The sequence below is a fragment of the Ravibacter arvi genome (assembly GCF_039540405.1).
GTDB lineage: Bacteria > Bacteroidota > Bacteroidia > Cytophagales > Spirosomataceae > Ravibacter > Ravibacter arvi.
On sequence record NZ_BAABEY010000021.1, the window covers coordinates 86,268 to 102,723 of the forward strand.

Annotated in this window: 10 protein-coding genes; 4 read left to right on the forward strand and 6 right to left on the reverse strand. The window is 52.1% G+C overall.

The genetic code is table 11. From position 1 onward, the window contains the following. Positions 1–40: 40 nt before the first annotated feature. Positions 41–2,371 (reverse strand): hypothetical protein, encoded by a 2,331-nt coding sequence (locus tag ABD852_RS11615; protein WP_345028842.1) that lies wholly within the window; start codon positions 2,369–2,371, stop codon positions 41–43. Positions 2,372–2,801: 430 nt separating this feature from the next. Next, complete coding sequence (locus ABD852_RS11620; protein WP_345028843.1) at positions 2,802–4,280, reverse strand: T9SS type A sorting domain-containing protein; 1,479 nt, start codon at positions 4,278–4,280, stop codon at positions 2,802–2,804. Between the two features lie 766 nt (positions 4,281–5,046). Between ABD852_RS11620 and ABD852_RS11625 the strand changes: the two genes are divergently transcribed. Then, complete coding sequence (locus tag ABD852_RS11625) at positions 5,047–5,634, forward strand: 2'-5' RNA ligase family protein (RefSeq protein ID WP_345028844.1); 588 nt, start codon at positions 5,047–5,049, stop codon at positions 5,632–5,634. 5 nt (positions 5,635–5,639) lie between these two features. Here the strand turns inward: ABD852_RS11625 and ABD852_RS11630 are convergent, their stop codons facing one another. Further along, positions 5,640–6,119: a carboxypeptidase-like regulatory domain-containing protein gene (locus ABD852_RS11630; RefSeq protein WP_345028847.1), complete on the reverse strand. Its 480-nt coding sequence runs from the start codon at positions 6,117–6,119 to the stop codon at positions 5,640–5,642. Positions 6,120–6,315: 196 nt separating this feature from the next. On the opposite strand from ABD852_RS11630, the gene ABD852_RS11635 reads away from it, so the two are divergent. From ABD852_RS11635 to ABD852_RS11645, 3 genes are read left to right on the forward strand one after another with little or no spacing between them, the layout of a single operon-like run. Next, positions 6,316–6,885: an RNA polymerase sigma factor gene (locus ABD852_RS11635; protein ID WP_345028850.1), complete on the forward strand. Its 570-nt coding sequence runs from the start codon at positions 6,316–6,318 to the stop codon at positions 6,883–6,885. Further along, complete coding sequence (locus tag ABD852_RS11640) at positions 6,872–7,993, forward strand: hypothetical protein (protein WP_345028851.1); 1,122 nt, start codon at positions 6,872–6,874, stop codon at positions 7,991–7,993. The genes ABD852_RS11635 and ABD852_RS11640 overlap by 14 nt, the downstream gene beginning before the upstream one ends. Before the next feature lie 13 nt (positions 7,994–8,006). Further along, the gene (locus tag ABD852_RS11645; RefSeq protein WP_345028852.1) at positions 8,007–8,777 is read left to right on the forward strand and encodes a hypothetical protein; all 771 of its coding nucleotides are present in this window, start codon (positions 8,007–8,009) and stop codon (positions 8,775–8,777) included. A gap of 111 nt (positions 8,778–8,888) precedes the next feature. Here ABD852_RS11645 and ABD852_RS11650 read toward each other — a convergent pair whose 3' ends face one another. From ABD852_RS11650 to ABD852_RS11660, 3 genes are all read right to left on the reverse strand, one after another. Beyond that, positions 8,889–9,920, reverse strand: coding sequence for a glycoside hydrolase family protein (locus tag ABD852_RS11650; protein ID WP_345028853.1), 1,032 nt, complete (start codon positions 9,918–9,920; stop codon positions 8,889–8,891). A 32-nt stretch (positions 9,921–9,952) separates the two neighbouring features. Beyond that, on the reverse strand, positions 9,953–11,629 hold the full coding sequence (locus tag ABD852_RS11655; RefSeq protein WP_345028854.1) for a glycoside hydrolase family 140 protein: 1,677 nt from the start codon (positions 11,627–11,629) through the stop codon (positions 9,953–9,955). 95 nt (positions 11,630–11,724) lie between these two features. Next, the gene (locus ABD852_RS11660; protein ID WP_345028856.1) at positions 11,725–16,449 is read right to left on the reverse strand and encodes a VPS10 domain-containing protein; all 4,725 of its coding nucleotides are present in this window, start codon (positions 16,447–16,449) and stop codon (positions 11,725–11,727) included. Between the last annotated feature and the right edge of the window lie 7 nt (positions 16,450–16,456).

A 16,456-nucleotide genomic window follows, 5' to 3' on the forward strand; every position in this document is an offset into this window, starting at 1 on the left:
ATCATAATGATCTATATTATGGTTTCTTGCATACAGCTGCCTACGGATTGATTACCGGAGCCGCATCGCCGGCCGCGCAACAGCTGCCGTCTATGGTGACATTTACAGGTGCGGAAGGAAGCGAGTAGCATTCGCCGGTAGACAGGAAAAAGGCGTAGTAGGTGCCCGAAACGCTCACTGCCGCCGGGTCGGAAACCGGGGCGCCGGTATGAGAACTGTTATTGTACCATACCACGGAAGTCCCGGCAGGCGCCGTACCAGCAAACAGTCCGGTCAGATCTACGGAGGTAGCGGGACAAGTATTGGCAAGTGCGTTGCCGCTAAGCGCCGGGGGAGTGGAGGAAACAGTGTAAGTAACCTCATCGGCGCTGGTGCAGCCACCGAGCGGGCTGTTAATCGTCCAACGGAAACGATACACCCCCTCAACATTCATATTCGTCGCAGCCGTATTGGGGGCCGACGGGTTGGCAATGCTCGGGGTGGCTCCGGCCGGAGCCGAAACCAGCGTCCATGTGCCCGTGCCTGCACCCGGGTTATTGCCCAGGAGTGTCGTGGTCGGACATGCACCTGTCAGGTCTGAACCTGCATTCGCGTTGACCAGGTTCTCGACATGTATGGTAAAAGTGGAGGTTAGCGAGGTCCCGGAACAGGCATATTCAGCGGGGAGAAATGCACCTACGCTGCTTCCCGCCCTGGGAGCAGCCGTGATTTGAAAAACGTAATCCCCGGGAGTGGTCAGATTACCGATTGTGGTACTGGTAAGTTTGGTTGACCGCTGGTCGGAAGTCCCATAGGTAGGCGTGCCCGACCCGGCCGGCTTCGACACTACGCTAAAATTATAGACCCCTGAAAAGTCCTGGAAATAACTGCTGTTCACCACTTCCTGGTAAACGGCGGGCAAAGGAATTTCTGCGGATATCGCGCCGGTTCCCGGGTAGCAGACACTTTGATCTGCCACCGCAACGTCAGGCCTGCCGCTATCAGAAACATGGATGTAGTAACTCTGACTGATGCCGCATGATCCGGAGAAGCTTGTGGTGATACTGAACTTATAAGTCCCTACCTGCCAGCCTCCGGAAGGGGGCGTTACCGTGGCCACCCGGTTTGCAGTTCCTGCGCCGCTAACCGAAACGCTGGGCGCACCACCCGGCGGATAGATACCCGAGGGTGTGACAACGGTGGTAACGTTTGCCGCGTTATCCAAAGCGTTGATGTCAAAATAGAATATTTCAGGCGCTGTGGATCCGACTTTAGTGCTGCAGTGGACCTCTCCGCCTGTGCCTCCCGCTCCATAGACAACCATCTGTTCAGGATGTCCCGCTACTTGAAAATTGACGGGACGCGGCGTAGTGCCGGTATACGTAAAAGCGATTTCGGGCGTGGTGTGGCTTCCGCAACTGTTCGTTACGGTTAAGGTAAAGCGGTAGAGCCCGTTCACGCTCATCCCGTTGAAGTATACCCTCCTCGTATCATCCATGCGATTGAAACTGATGTTACCTCCTGCAGGCTGCTCAATGACATTTACGGTGACGGTGGTACCATTTGCCACCGTACCGGCCGACCCGGTGTAACTGGTATTGAACATAGGAGAAGTCGTCAGAAGGTCTATGAAATCGTCGGTTGATCCGGCCGTACGGCACACCGTTTTCGTGGCTGGAGGTATGATCACCGGGTTGGGTATGAACCTTACTACCGTAGTGTCTTCATAGCTGCACACGCCATCCGCCGAGGTGATTTTTAAAATAGCCCAATAGGCAGGGTCTATCTGGTGGTTCGCTTTGTTCGTGAGGGAAAATGCGGGCGTGGCCGAACTCGTGCTGCTGAACTCTGAATTGGTAGATACCGTAGTAGCATACCTGTTTCTGCTAAAAATGTTTACAGACCGCCATTGTCCGGTAAAACCCGCAGGGATAACGCCGGCCAATGTGGTGGTACCGACGGTGGCGCAAATACCGGTAACATCAGGTCCCGCGGTAAAAGAGGCGGGCCTCGCACGGGCGGTAATGGTTACCTGGTTGGTTGCAGTTCCCGTACCGCATGCATGGCTCAACTGAAATACATAGGCGCCATCCACCGTCATACCGGTTACGTTGGTAGTAAACTCGTTTGGAGAAACGATAGTCGGCGTAACAGGGCCTGAGATGAACGTCCATGTCGGCGTTCCGCTTCCCGCATTATTCTCAATTCCTCCTACCAGTGTGGTAGTTGACCCGCAGACAAGGGCGTTGCCGCCGGCATTTACATTACAATCCTGGGCGTAGAGAAAAGGCGACGTCCACAATGTTAAAAATACTGCAACCAGGAAAACGCCGGCCGCTAGCCTGCCAGGAATTGTTCCCTTACCAGTTAAGTACGTAGATGGGTGTTTCATTCTAATGGTGATTTATGTGAAGTTGATCTAATAGTGACATTGATGATGACCGCTCCAGTCGCGATTTCGCAGACGCTACCAATATTTGCGATTCCAACTATCAAAGGAATTGGTTTTCCTGCTATGCGATGGCTGAAAATCTGATCTATTGAGGCAGAAAATCATAGCGCTGACGGTAGTTTTTTTTGTCTTTTTTTTTAAAACAAATCCTACAAGTAACTCGTATTATTTTTAAGCCCTTCCGGGTTCAATACCACACTATTGACACGGGCATACGTAACCCGACCGGTCGTTCCGGCAACGGGCCCCAAAAAAAAAGAGCTCCCGGCTAAGGGAGCTCTCTGAAGCACAAATTCAACGCTTGTTAAATCAAAACACAGTTGGTGTTGTAACGGATATGATATTCCGGGCTATCATTAGAAATAGCATATCAGTTAACCAGGAACTTTAATGACTTCTGCTCTCCGCTCTTCAACGTATATCTGATTACGTAAAGGCCCGTCTTCAGATTCCTGATGTCAACACCGCTCGACGCGTCGTACCTGTTGGCGGTCAATACCCGGCCACCCGTCTGATTCACAATTGCCAATTCCGCAACTTCAGAACCGTCAATATTTTTGATAAAAAGGACCTCAGAGGCAGGGTTCGGAAAAACCGACACAGCCGGTTGACTTCCGGACCTGAACCTCAGGGAGACTACCGGCGAATACTCGAAAGCACCATCGCGGTCTATCATTTTGAGCCGGTAATAGTTTATTCCTTTTACCGTATTCACATCGTTAAAGCTATAATTCAAAACCGCATTACTTTCTCCACGAGCGCTTACCAAGCCGGCTTTCGTCCAGCTCTTTCCATTGAGGCTCCTCTCGACTTCGAAAGCAAGGCTGTTGATTTCAGCGGCCGTTGACCACCTTAAAACCGCATTCTGTCCTTCCGCTACTGCTGAAAAGCTCAGGAGATTAACCGGCAGGGACCCTTCTTCGTACTCGTAAACGACAAAAAGACCAACAGCTGACTGAGTAGTGACGCTCGCGTCGAAGTTTCCGCTGCCGTTGAACCCCGAAAACCCTTCTGAGCTGAATGGTACTGAAAAAGAATTATCTCCTACGAATTCCGAGAAAAAATCTTCGTACAGGTGCTCATTTGCGCCCGAGGTGCTGTGAAGGTTGTTCAAGACAAGCTCGCTTCCCGGGCCAAGCGGAATGATATTTGGCGAATTATATGATGCCCCATGCGTCAGCTGCTCATTACTAAACGGCGTCTCCAGATTGAAGTCAGCCGAAGTAGTGAAACGCCCGGTAACCTCGCCCGCACCTGCTGTATTTCTGATCAATACCAGCGGGTTAACAACGTGGTAGTTGATATAAAGCTTAACCGATTTTACAATACCCACACCGGTCGGCGACTTCGGCAGGCTCAGGGACTCTACTCCCCAGTTGGTCGGCGCCAATCCTTTTACCGTGCTGAACGCCTTGGTTTCAAACTTTGACCTTAACCCAAGTGTCGACGTTTCATTGACCGGAACCCCGGAAGTGAGCGAAAATGGTTGTGTACGAGTTGAGCCCCCGGAAAATGAAGTTCCGGAAGGAACAGTTACCAGGTAAGCCTCCGTCGGGAAATAATAGCGCATACGGTAATTGGAAGCGGTTGGATGAGAAGCCACGCTTAGACTGTAACTACCGTCTGCTCCGGAAATTACCGCTGCATGAAGATCATTGGCAGTTAAACCGCCGCGTATCTCTACCAGCACACCGGGAATTCCCGCTTCGCCCGGTTCCTGGACGCCGTTGCTATTGGCATCGTCGAAAACAACACCATTAAATGTTGATGGTGTTACCTGCGCCTCGGCTGCCTGCCAGGCACATAGGAACGACACAATAAGTGTGGATCGTAAAAGTAAATTTGTCATGAAATTGTGAATTGGTTGCATAAAGTATAAATAGTAGTAAGTGTATAAAAACGCATGAGAACTGCGCTCATCTACACGCTACAAAGATATACACACATCGACCTATTCTACAAATCATCCAAACATGACAATAGTCATTTTTCGATAGAAAGAAAATGCATACAACCACTTCAATTTGACTAAAAAAGCAAAATTAAGACAAAAAAGCACCTTTTCTAGACATCGCGCTCCTACAAAGGAAGACCATCAATAGAATAATCAGAGAAAAATTACGACAATATGCCACAATAAAATCAAATACATTCTACACAATAAAGCAAACATATCCACATACAACTAGACATAGAATAATATTAAACTAATTTCTACACGATTTTACAACATTCTACTGCCGGAGCCCACCCGGTTGATGGTGTCAGACCAGTATGAATTTTTGTAGCGTCGTTGTTAGCCGGCCTTCTCCGACAACGGCGGAAAACCGGATTGCTGCCGGACGCATCCAATCGGTGGTATTGCAAAATCAAAGTGAATGTTATTCTTTACGGGGGAAATCGACCTGAAAACAGCCGGATTGGTGTCAGGAATGGGAAAGCAGGAGGTCAAAATAAACAAAAAAGCCCCACAATTTATCTCGAAAGATGTACTGCGGGGCTCGTGAATCTTTTTCTTAGAATCTATCTAAAATCAAGATTTAGATATGAAAGTTACAGCATAGTATTGGATATAAAAAATAAAAACACAAAAATTTACGGGAAATTTTAAAAAGATGATCTATTCCCTGGCCATAATGCCCGCTCCGCCGATCGCGGAAAAAGTAAAAAACCTGAAACAGCTGCTCCGGGTAGAAATCGGAAAGAGTTACGGCAGCGCAAATGCGGATGCGCATATCTCTCTGGATAGCTTTGAAGCAGATGAGAGCCATTATCCCCTGGTTTTGGTGGAGTATCGGCGGATCCTGGCCGGGTTATCACCTTTCCCCGTTGAATTTTCAGGGTACGGTCATTTCGACGGGTACTATCCGGCTTTCTTCGTCCGGCTGAAAAAAGAATCAGAAGAGGCAGTAAAGCATCGCTATAAAATCGTCCGGGAGACCTTCGGCAAACCTATCCGGAAGCAGTACATGAGAAAATGGCAGGACGAATCGAAGGCCCCTCACATGACAATCGGCCGCAGACTTACGCCCGAATGGATCAACCTTGCCTATTCTATCTTTCCGGAATTCGAGGCGCATTCCGAATGCACGTCGTTTGTCATCCGGCGATACAATGAGCAGAGACGGCAGTATGACGTGATCGACACCATTCCCCTGCTCGGACGGAACAGAGAGGCCGGGACACAGCTGAGCCTGGTCTAACCCTCCTAGTACACGATTCCATTCGGCAATTTGGTACCAATTCCGGTAACCACGGGCTTTTTATGCCGGAACGGGCCCCGGTGATACCTGGATTGCCCGTTGTGATACAGCGGTATAAACCCCGATTTTACCCTGCTAACTATTTCACCGGGGACTTCTTTGTTGTCACACACAATCACAACTTTCTCAAGTGACTCCTGATCCTCAATCAGCATAACCGGGCCCTGCCAACCACTTATCCGGATGTCTTTAGTCAGATACCCAACGAATTGGAAAATCAGGACACTGTCGGTTGGAGCCAGTTTGACAGAGAAATTCCCCTGTTGGTCGGTAACAGTCCTTGCCGATGCGCCCCCCACACTCACCAGTACACCGGGAAGCGGCAACTTTCCGGAGTCGACTACCTTTCCTTTAAAAATGGACTGCGCGTTGCCATCAAAAGCCAGGAACAGCAAAAACAGGAATACGGTGGATTTCATTTTCATAATACAATAGGTTTCATTTTAACCGGATATAAAGGCTTCGAGCCATCCAGGCTGTGTTTGACCCTGGAACAGGCGCATTACTTTTATACATAGGATTATATGTCGCCGGTTTTTCCATATTTTTTTTCAAACTTTTTATGGAGAAACCGGACCGACCGCATCTTTAGGTTATTGATAAGTATCAACCGGGCTGAAATTGAAATTTTTAAAACTGTTTAAAGGTAAAACTTCTGATGAGAAAGAGTTAATCCGGCGCTTTCGGTTGTCTGGTGATATGGAGGTATTGGGACAGATTTATCAGCCTTACATGGAAGTCCTTTTCGCGCGCTGCTATAAATTTTTCAGAACTGAGGAAGACGCCAGGGACACGGTGATGGAATTATTTGAGAAGCTAAATGTGGAGTTAAAAATTCATGAGCCTCAAAATTTTAAGGCATGGCTGTATTCGGTCGCCAGAAACCACTGCCTGATGAAATTGAGGCAACGGATGCCGATTGAAATCGGCAAATCTTTGGAAGACCTTGAAGAAAAGGACGAAAGCGACACCGGCTATCGGGTATCGGATGTCCAGCTCGATCGATTGACCGCGTGCCTGAACAGACTGCCTGACAATCAGCGCCGGAGTATATCGCTTTTTTATCTGGAAGGAAAGTGCTACAGGGAGATCGCAGAAGTCACAGGATTTGACATCAGCAAAGTGAAAAGTTATATCCAGAATGGAAAGCGAAATTTAAAAAATTGTCTGGAAAGAAATGAAAACGCATAAACAATATGGATTCAGCGATTTTCACCGGTATCATTTCAACGAAATGACACCTGAAGAACAGTATCAATTTGAGGAAGAGATGCTTGACGATTCGTTCCTGCGCGAGGCGTACGAAGGATTCGAAATGATGCTGAATGATGGAGTAAAGCCAGGCTATTGGAAAGAAAAGCTACAACACGGGACGCCTGCAGTCAAGACCACAGTCAGAAGGAGTTGGCCCTACGTAGCGGCCGCCTTCCTGTTGATCACCGGCGGGTTTCTGATTTACCACCGCCCATTTTTTTTCCCGCTGAAACAAGAATCTGCTTTCCTGCCGGATACAATTTACCAGCCTGTAGAACCAGGGATAGTGACTATTGACGTGACGGACTTTCACCGAGAAATTAAAACGAAAGAGACAGAGGCGAAAAAATTCAGACTTTCTACCCGCCAATACCCGCCCGCAAAATTGTACGACGCTCCCCCGGTTGCGGCCACACAGACGGACAGCGCTTTAGACGAGATAGTAATAGTAGGATTCGGAAAGCTACCCGGAGACACCTCTACTTCTGATGAACGGCTCGCTACCTATAACAACTCCCAGGGGGAGGTCATGGTGGCCCGGAGGAATTGGAAACAGGACCGAAAAGTAACCGTGCGAACCGATAGTGCCGCCTTGATCGAACCGAATTCCGCTCGTTTCCCGATTCCCTATCTGAAAGACGAAGCGCTTTATACAGGCAGGTTGAAAAGAAAACCCCTTGGTGAGCGGCTCGCCTCCCATCCTAGCGCCGGGACGACCCTTATAATCCGGGGAAATCGGGGCCTGGGAAGAGAAGACACGCTTTCACATGAAAGCGTAAAAACCGGATATACGGCATCGTATCAGGATACAATTCAGCCGAAAAAAATCTATCTGTCAGACACCGAAAGGGAGAACTGGGAACAACGCATCAGACGCGCCACCCGCAATGCGCTTATCTACGGCGAAGGCGTAAGGTTTGGAATACTATCGCTGCCCGATAGCACGGTACGTGACTTTACACATGACGAACTGGACGAGTTGAAAAGAATTCTCATAAAAATAAAGGAAGAGCGAAAGCAAAAAAAGCCGGAAATTTCTCCTTAAACCAGACATCCCAATGGTAATCCTATCCTGTCGCCCGCTCTTTCTTTTTTTCATTTTCTTTTTGCCTGCAATTTCAGCAAGCGCGCAGTTCAAAAACGGAAAATACGATCAGCACAGTTTCCTGCTTGGCCTGCTTAACGAATACATGGGATATCAGCGTACATTCGTTGAAGGGGGCTTTTACTATCAGAAAGTCGACATACTGCACAAAAGTGAGTTAAACCTTGCCGTTTTTCTGGATTCTTTGTTTAGCCCGCTTTACCCGGATATCACAATAGCAAACAATGGCGCCCCTATGGGTATCAAATTGTACTCGCCGGCATTGGCAGTTAAAATCGACGAATATTACCAGTACAAGCCTGATTTTCGTCGAACCCACAGAGGCGACACCCTATTTACCGGGAAGCTTCGAGCGGAGAAACTCGAAACCAGGCGGCAAAAACTTTCGCTGCTGTTAGGCGCTTATGTTCGTTTCGCAGCGGATGAGAAACGTAAGGACATTATTGTACAAAGCCTGATGCGAGACAATCTGGTGACGCCGGAGGTATTCGCAGACGGATTTTATATCCTTTCAATGCCCAATGCCCCGGCAAAGGCTGAAATATGCACCAACTTTCTGAAGAACCTGGACTGCGAGTCCGTTCAATACGTAGTTCGCAAAGGTTATATCCCCGGTGGACACTACATTATTTTCCGGCCTGGCCAGAATCTTAAAGAACTGATCACGGACGGAGACCAATTGAGAAAGCATATTGCTGCTATTAAAACCGACCGTGCTAAGTAGTCACCCAACACCGGCCTCTCCCATTGGCTCTTTACCGGCACAGGGGCACACAGAAAGGGGAGCTAACCTCTATGTTTTTTTGTTCGCACGCTGCCATTAGCCTCTGCGTGATCAGTAAGGCTCTATCTTCACTTTCACGCGGGCCACTACATCAAAGCGTGACGCGGTATTGCCTGTATAGTAAATCCAGTAGGCGCCGTCACCGACCGGGATCATACCCTGCGGGGTGCGGATATTGGTCACAGGAGCCGGTAAAGGTATTTCCAGCGAGGCAGACTCCCAGTTCAGCCCGTCAGCCGACCAGGCATAGCCGATGCGATTGTCGTTGTTCAGGCGGGTCAGGTCGTCGTAAACGCAGAAAAAAGTACCGTTTCCCAGTGAAATAACGATCGGGTTTTCGGCGTTTCTGAAAACCGGAGGGCCTATGATACGCTTCCAGCACCCTTCCAGGCTGTCGGCTTCCGCGAGCCCCACGTACCAGTATGATGCCGCGTCGGAACTCCCGTAAAAAGCCAGCCATTTGTCGCCTGCCCGGAACGGGTAAAAAGAGTCGGTACCCTGTACGCCTTCCCAATCGTTCCGGACAGAATCCGTAAATGCGATGACCGTGCCTGCTACATCGTTGAAAGTGTCTTCCAAACCTTTCCTGCCCCGCTTCCCGGCCATAGCCCGGAACACTCGTCCGTGGATGGTGCGTTCCGTTTCATACCCCACGTAAAACAGGTTCCACCGATCTTCATTAGGATTGTACACCGGCATGGGCGACCAGATGGAATACCGCGGGTCTTCAGGCTGCGCAGCGGGACTTTGAACGGTTCTCAGCCGGCGCCATTTCTTTCCATCCCTGCTTTCCCAATGTCCCGTCCGCGTCTGCGACCACCCTTTCATTTCTTCCGTTACGAAAAGATGGAAATCTTTGCCTTCCCGGAAGACCGTCCCGCCTTCGAAGCCATTTTTATTACCGGCGGCATCAGGATGCCCCTGCAGAATAACCGGCGCCTCGACCGGTCCGGCCGGCTTCAGCCTGTATTTCACATTTACCTGCGATTGCGCGGACGAGCTTACACAAAAAAACACCGGCAATATTATTACCCAAAGCTGTCGGTAGCTGTTCATCATCAAACCATTTATACTGCGGGACAATTTTCCCAAATTAATGCCATCAGCCCGGAGATTCAGTCAGATTTTGTCAACACCAGCACCCAGTCCTGCCGGGCGGGCGGTGAAGTCGCCGCCAGCTTACCCGAAGTGTCCGTGGCCACTGTAAACGCCTGCTCTCTTGTCGTAGTTACCGGGTTGAACCAGAAAGCTTTATAGGCCTGGTTAGTCGCCGGTAACGTCAGGGTAATCCTGCCGGGCGACTGCAGGTAGGCCAATGCGGACCGGTTGTTATCGGTTACTGCCAGCACGGCTGCATCCGCAGACGACCATTCTGTGATCATTTCCGGGCGCGGCTGAAAGCTGCTCCACCCGGGAATGGATTCGATCAGTTGCCGCGCGGCCCCGATTTGCGCCGAGCCCGGTAGCTTCATGGCTTCGTTCCATGGCGTGACTCCCCAGTTATTGCCGCCGGGCGACTTGCCGTAAGGCTTGTTAATTCCGTTCAGTTGCCAGATCCCGTTAGCGCCGTAGGTATGCCCGGCCAGCCCGCTGTTGACGGTATGCGCCCAGAATGCGCTTCTTGGCGCATCCGCAGGAAGCGGATCAGGAATAGCCAGCGCTTCATAGCGCGATTCACCGCTCATAACCGGCATGGGCGGCTGCAGGCGCCATCCCTCAAGGGCACGGGCGGCCTGTTTGGTCGCCACGTCGCCGTGACCGCTCTGGTGCATGTCAAAGTCCAGCAACTCCGGTTTGGTTATCGATTCGCGGGTAGTCCGGTCGTGATAAGCCGCGTGGGTGGTCAATAGGCGGTGGAACGGATCGGTTTCCTTCAGGTACTGCATGACGGTGGTCCATTCCTTTTTCAGGAAAGCCTTGTCTGCTTCTTTGCTGGCCGACAAATAAAACGGCATGGTCGTCTCCCCCGCTGCGCACCAGACAACCGGCAGCGCGCCCCATCTTGCAATAAGGTAGCGCCAGTGCTTCTTCATTTTTTCAACCCCCAGCCAGGGCAGGTGATACCCCCATGCCCCCACGACGCAGGGTACGATCCCCTTTTTGGCGAGGTAGAGAATACGGTTGTCGGCGGCATCAAAATACGAAGGCCTGATGCTGGCGTACTCCGCTTCCCACGGAAAACCGTTTTCATTTTCTCCGCGGGGGTCAAACGCCGGCATATCCGGGTACAGGCCCGCGATGATCTGGACTACGTTAAAACCTTTCCTGATCCTGTCTTCGGCCAGCATCTCCACCTCCGCCGGCCAAACCAGTCTTTTGGTCAATCCCATCCACCAGGTGTCCCCCATCCAGAAAAATGGCGTTCCGTCACCGTAGGCAAAATGCCTTTTGTCGGTGGCTATTTTCGGCGCTCCCCGTTGAAACAGGACATTGTCGCCACGGTATTTCCTGACCTCCACCTTCCCTTTTACCAGGTGCAGGGCCTTATCACCGACATTTGAGCAAACCGTTGTAAAACGATGCGTGCCGGTTAACGGCGATGAATACCGCACTTTCCAGGTATCGCCCCCGGCCCAGAAAGCGGGCACTTTCAGCTCCTTCCCCGAGGGATCAGTAAACACGGCGTCCAGCTCTACTTCATTAAACGGGTCGTTGTAATTTGTACCCGTTTTAAAGGTGAGCTCCACCATTTGGTTCGTTTCGGTTTTGGCTGTAATCTCCTTGCTCCGAGCGGTCGCTGCCAGGAATAACAACAGGATACAGTACAGGAAAGCAGGCTGTCGATTGGTCATATTTCGGGAGTCATTTACCTTAACATTTTCACAATGAAGTTACTAATAAAAGTTGCTTCCCGGTGATAATGCCAGAAGGTAAAAATTATGCGGATTCAACGCACCGGCACGATGTCCTCTAAGGCGGTTGCATCGCCTCTTGCAGGTCCGTACCAGACACCGCCTCCGAAGGTTATAATGAATATTTTTCCGGGGTCCCGCGGGTCGGGCTCCACCCGTTTCCCCCATTTGAAATTATAGCCCTTTATCCGGGTCCAGGTCATTCCGGCATCTTCCGAAGCGTAGGCCGACCCGTTAAATCCGCAGGCGTAAAATCGTCTCACACGGGCGTCGTACGTAAGGTCGTGTACATGCTGATCCTGTTCCAGAACAGGTTTCCAGGTCCGTCCGTCGTCGTCCGACACGAAAATCCCGCCGCCTGTATCCGGTGCAAAACGCCCGGCCGATTTCCGGCCCCAGGCGGAAAGCAGCAGACGGTGAGGCCGGTCCGGGTCCGCCGCCAGGCTGGTGGGTCCGTTTGTCCCGGGAGGTAATGCCATTTTTGTCCAGGTCTCTCCCTCGTCCGACGACCGGTACAGTGCGCCGTCTCCGGTTGTGCCGGTCTCTCCGCCCTCGCTTCGCCGGCTCACCACCAGGAACAGGGTGTGGTCCTCGTCCCTTTTCACGATACGCCAGGCAAACGGTTCAGGATTGTCTATGCCTTTGTTTTTCTGCATCCAGGTAGCGCCGCCGTCAGTTGATTTGTATACGCCTTTCCCGAACACACAGGAATACAGTGTCCGCCCCGCCGGCGGGCTCAAAGGGTCCACCAGCAGATGCGTCACCGCTCCCTCGCCGATATCCCCGCTGACCGGCTTCCATGTTTTGCCTCCGTCGTCACTCACGAGTACTCCCCCTTTATAGCCACTAACCCCGTTTTTCCGCCACATTTTTGGCCTGGGCAAATCGTGCGTTCCGCTCATCGCTACCCATACCCTGCCCTTCACTTCCGGATCGAAAGCCACCCAATACGTGCTGTTGGACCAGTTTTTCGGTACCCCGTTGTCGCGGGTTGCGCTTGTCCAGCTCTCGCCGCCATCCAGGCTTTCCATAAGCCCGATATCGGTATTGGCTGTGAATACGTGATTTTTGTCGAAGGGATCAAAAGCAAGCTGGTATCCTGTGGTAACTTCCAATCCCCTGGATACCCAGCCTCCTCCCGGTTTTTTCCTGGTGAATACCTGCTCCCAGGTTTTCCCGCCATCCTCCGACTTAAGGGTACGACCGAAATCAGTCGTATAACAGACTTCCGGGTTTGCGGGCGATACCCCGATTGCAAACGGGTTTTCACCCCAGCCGGGGCCGAAACGTTCGGTAAGCCATTCTTCTTCTAAATTCGGCGAAGCGACATCGCCGTTCCGTGTCAGCAGGTCCTTCCACACAAGCGTCCAGCTTTTTCCGTAATCCTCGCTTTTTGCGACGCCTATACAGGTGGTATCACCGTGCACTTTCAGGTTGGCATAGGAAACATACACGACGTGCGGATGCATTGTGCTGGTCGCTATGCTTCGCCATTCCGGGTCCGTACTCCGGGCCTGTTTCAAAAGCCCCTCCTGCCGGCTTATCCAGGTAGCGCCGCCATCGTTGGTATAAAAAATCCCCGGTTTCTCTTTTTCCGGGTTAAAATAGGAGCTGCCTGAAATCGCATATACCACAAACCGCTTGCTCTGTGTATCGTAACCTCCCGAAAACTCATTAATTACGCGCACGCCCCCCGGGCCGCTCCGAGGGGTCCAATGCCCGTTTTGCCGTTTGAGAATGCCCGCTTCACCACAGATCAATACCGTACGGTCACCGGGTGGAGAACCCGGATCAATAAAAATCTTCCTGGTTCCGGGTTCAAGTTGCCTTTCCGTCCGCCAGTTACCTCCCCCGTTCTCCGATGTACAAAAAGAAGGTTTCCCGTTGATGGAAATAATGGCGAACAGCTTTCGGGAATCACCGGGGTCTATAGCAAATGCAATCACCTTTCTCAGGGTGCTGTCTTTCGTTATTACAGTTTCACTTGCATGGTCGCCCTGCGAAACAAAACCGCTCACTTCGGCCGGGGAGGGATAGAAAAGCGACCACGTCGTTCCCCGGTCCATACTTTTGAAGAGTGCGATCGTATTGGCATATACCGTGTTGGAATCTGAAGGATCAAACACAAAATCATGGGCAGGTCCGCGGAGGTTGAACATGCGCCAGGACTTTCCCCCGTCATGCGTTGCATAGGACCCGGTCATATCACAGGCTACCAATACCCGGCGGGGATTGTGCGGGCTCACCGTCGGGTAAAACATGGCCCCTCCCCCGCCGAATCCCGCAAACCCCCAGGCGTCGTTCCGGCCGTTCGGATTGGGTGTTCCCGCATCGGCGGTCACCGGGAAACCGTGCCAGACGCTGGAACCGTAAGTATTGATATAAACCTGCCCGGGATTGTTTTCGTCAATCGTAATCCGGTGTCCCCAATGGAAATCGTACCCCTTTATGCGGTTCCAGGTTTTACCGTGATCGTCGCTCCGGTAGGCAGCCCCGTTAAAGGTGTTGCAGTATATCCTTCCCGGGAAACCGGGGTCTACGGTCACGTCATATACGTACTGTGTGGAATCGAAAATACTGCGCCAGGTATCGCCGCCGTCTTCCGAAAGGAAACCCCCTCCCGGCGTAGCCAGTTTTTTATTTCCGCCGGTGGCGCGCGCCACCTCTCCTCCGACCAGGTCGCTCAGGTCGATATCCGACCAGCAAGCCAGGTAAAGACGCATCGGGTCACGGGGATCAGACCCGATTCCGTTCGGGAAGAGCAGACCCTCAGATACCTGCAGCCGGGTCCAGGTTTCGGCTCCGTCCGTCGACCGGTACACGGCTCCGGGATAAAACTCCCGTCCCTTTTTACCGTTCCTGTGGACAGGCGTCGGGCTCACCGTCAGGAACAGCGTGCCGTTCCCGGTCCTGGTCAGTTCAAATGCACAGGTGTTGTCCCCTATTCCGTTGTTTTTCAATTGCCAGGTTTTGCCGTCGTCCGTGGATTTAAAAATACCTTTTGAATAAACGGCCGCATACAGAGTACGTTTCCCTGGCGGTGACGTCGGATCAAGCACAAGGGAGGTAGCCGGGGAATCCGCTCCCATTCCTTCTGTATAGGGCTCCCAGGTTTTACCGCCGTCGTACGATACGCATATCCCGCCTTTCGCCTTTTGTTTCCATGCAGGATCGCGGGTCATTTTTCCGCGCGGGTAGTCGTGCATGCCCGACCAAGCCGACCAAATCTTCCCCTTTACTTCCGGGTCAAATTCGACCCAGTAACAGGTGTTCACCCATTCGGAGGGCACTCCTTTCACGGAACGCTGCCAGCTTTCGCCGCCGTCGTAGCTGTGATGGTAACCGATGTCGGTGTAGCTGATGGCCAGGTGGCTGCTGTCGAACGGGTCGAAATGAACGCCGTAGCTGGTCGTGACGTCCAGGCCACGGCTCCTGTAGGTCCCGCCGGGCAGCCGGTCACTGTAAATTTCCTTCCAGGATTTGCCCCCATCGGTTGTTTTCATCGCCCTGTACCAGTCGGTCACAATAGCGGTACGGGCGTCAGTCGGCGATACACCGATATCCATCAGGCGGATATACTCGCCTCCGAAGGCCTCTTCTGCCCAGGCATCTTCCAGGTTGGCCACGCCTACACCGTCCTTCACACCATATCGCCCCGAACCGCCGCCGCCCTTCCAGACCCAATCCCAGGTCTTGCCTGAATCCTCGCTTTTCATGGCCCCATACCAGTAAACCACGCCCTTTTCCCTTTTTTCTTCGTACCGGTTCGTCACAAGGTAAACCTGCCGGGCATCGGATTCGGAGCAGGCGATCATGGAATAGCTCGGTTTTACGCCCGCGCGGGTATTGGCGAGCACCGGGTTACGACGCACCGCCCAGGTAAGGCCCCGGTCTTCCGAAACCCAGACTTCGCTGTACCCGAACTCTTCCCGTACCTCCCGGCTGGTATCGTGATGCAACGCATAAAAAACCTCGTGTCCCCGCACCGGATCGATTCCGGCGGTAAATGAAAATGCCGGGCTCATCTGTTCCGGATAAGCATTTTTCGAAAGTTTACCCGTACGCTTATCCAGCGTAAAGGCAGCATCGGGTGTAAAAATGACCAGTTCCTCTTTCAGGCCGGCCGTATTGGTGTAAAGAAGTTCGATTGGCCCGCCGATCTGCTTTTTCTGCCAGCTTTTGCCCTGGTCGCCGGTAGCAAACAAAAACTCTCCCATACTGAAATACATGGAAGAAGCACGGGAGGGGTCCACTTTGATCGTCCCGATCCGCCCGTTTTTTTCGTAATCCGAACCTGGCCGGGTTACAGGCCTGTAACCGGCATGATCCCCGGAAAACGAAGCGCCGAGCATGTCTTTTTTTTCGGGGAACAACTGCTCCCAGGTCCTGCCGCCATCACGGCTCCTGTTCAGTACAGCCGAGCCGATGTAGACCGTATTGGAATCATGCGGATCGTAGGCAAAACAACCGGCGCCGTCCGGCAGGTTGATCTGGTCATAGGATTTACCGCCGTCCCGGGAGTGGTAGGAACCGGTCATGTCGCATTTCAGCAGGAAATCGGAGGGGCTGTGATAGGAAAATGTCGGGATAAAGGTAGCTCCGCCGCCTCCTGGTCCTATCTTTTCCCAGTGTACCTCCCCGGCGCCGGAAACCTGCGGCGGCGCATTTTCGCGGAGCGGCAGATCCGGCTGCGCGGAACCAAAACCCGTGCCGGCCGCAAACAGGCAGACCGACACGGTAACACTCTTTAAAAGCCTCATAAAGCGG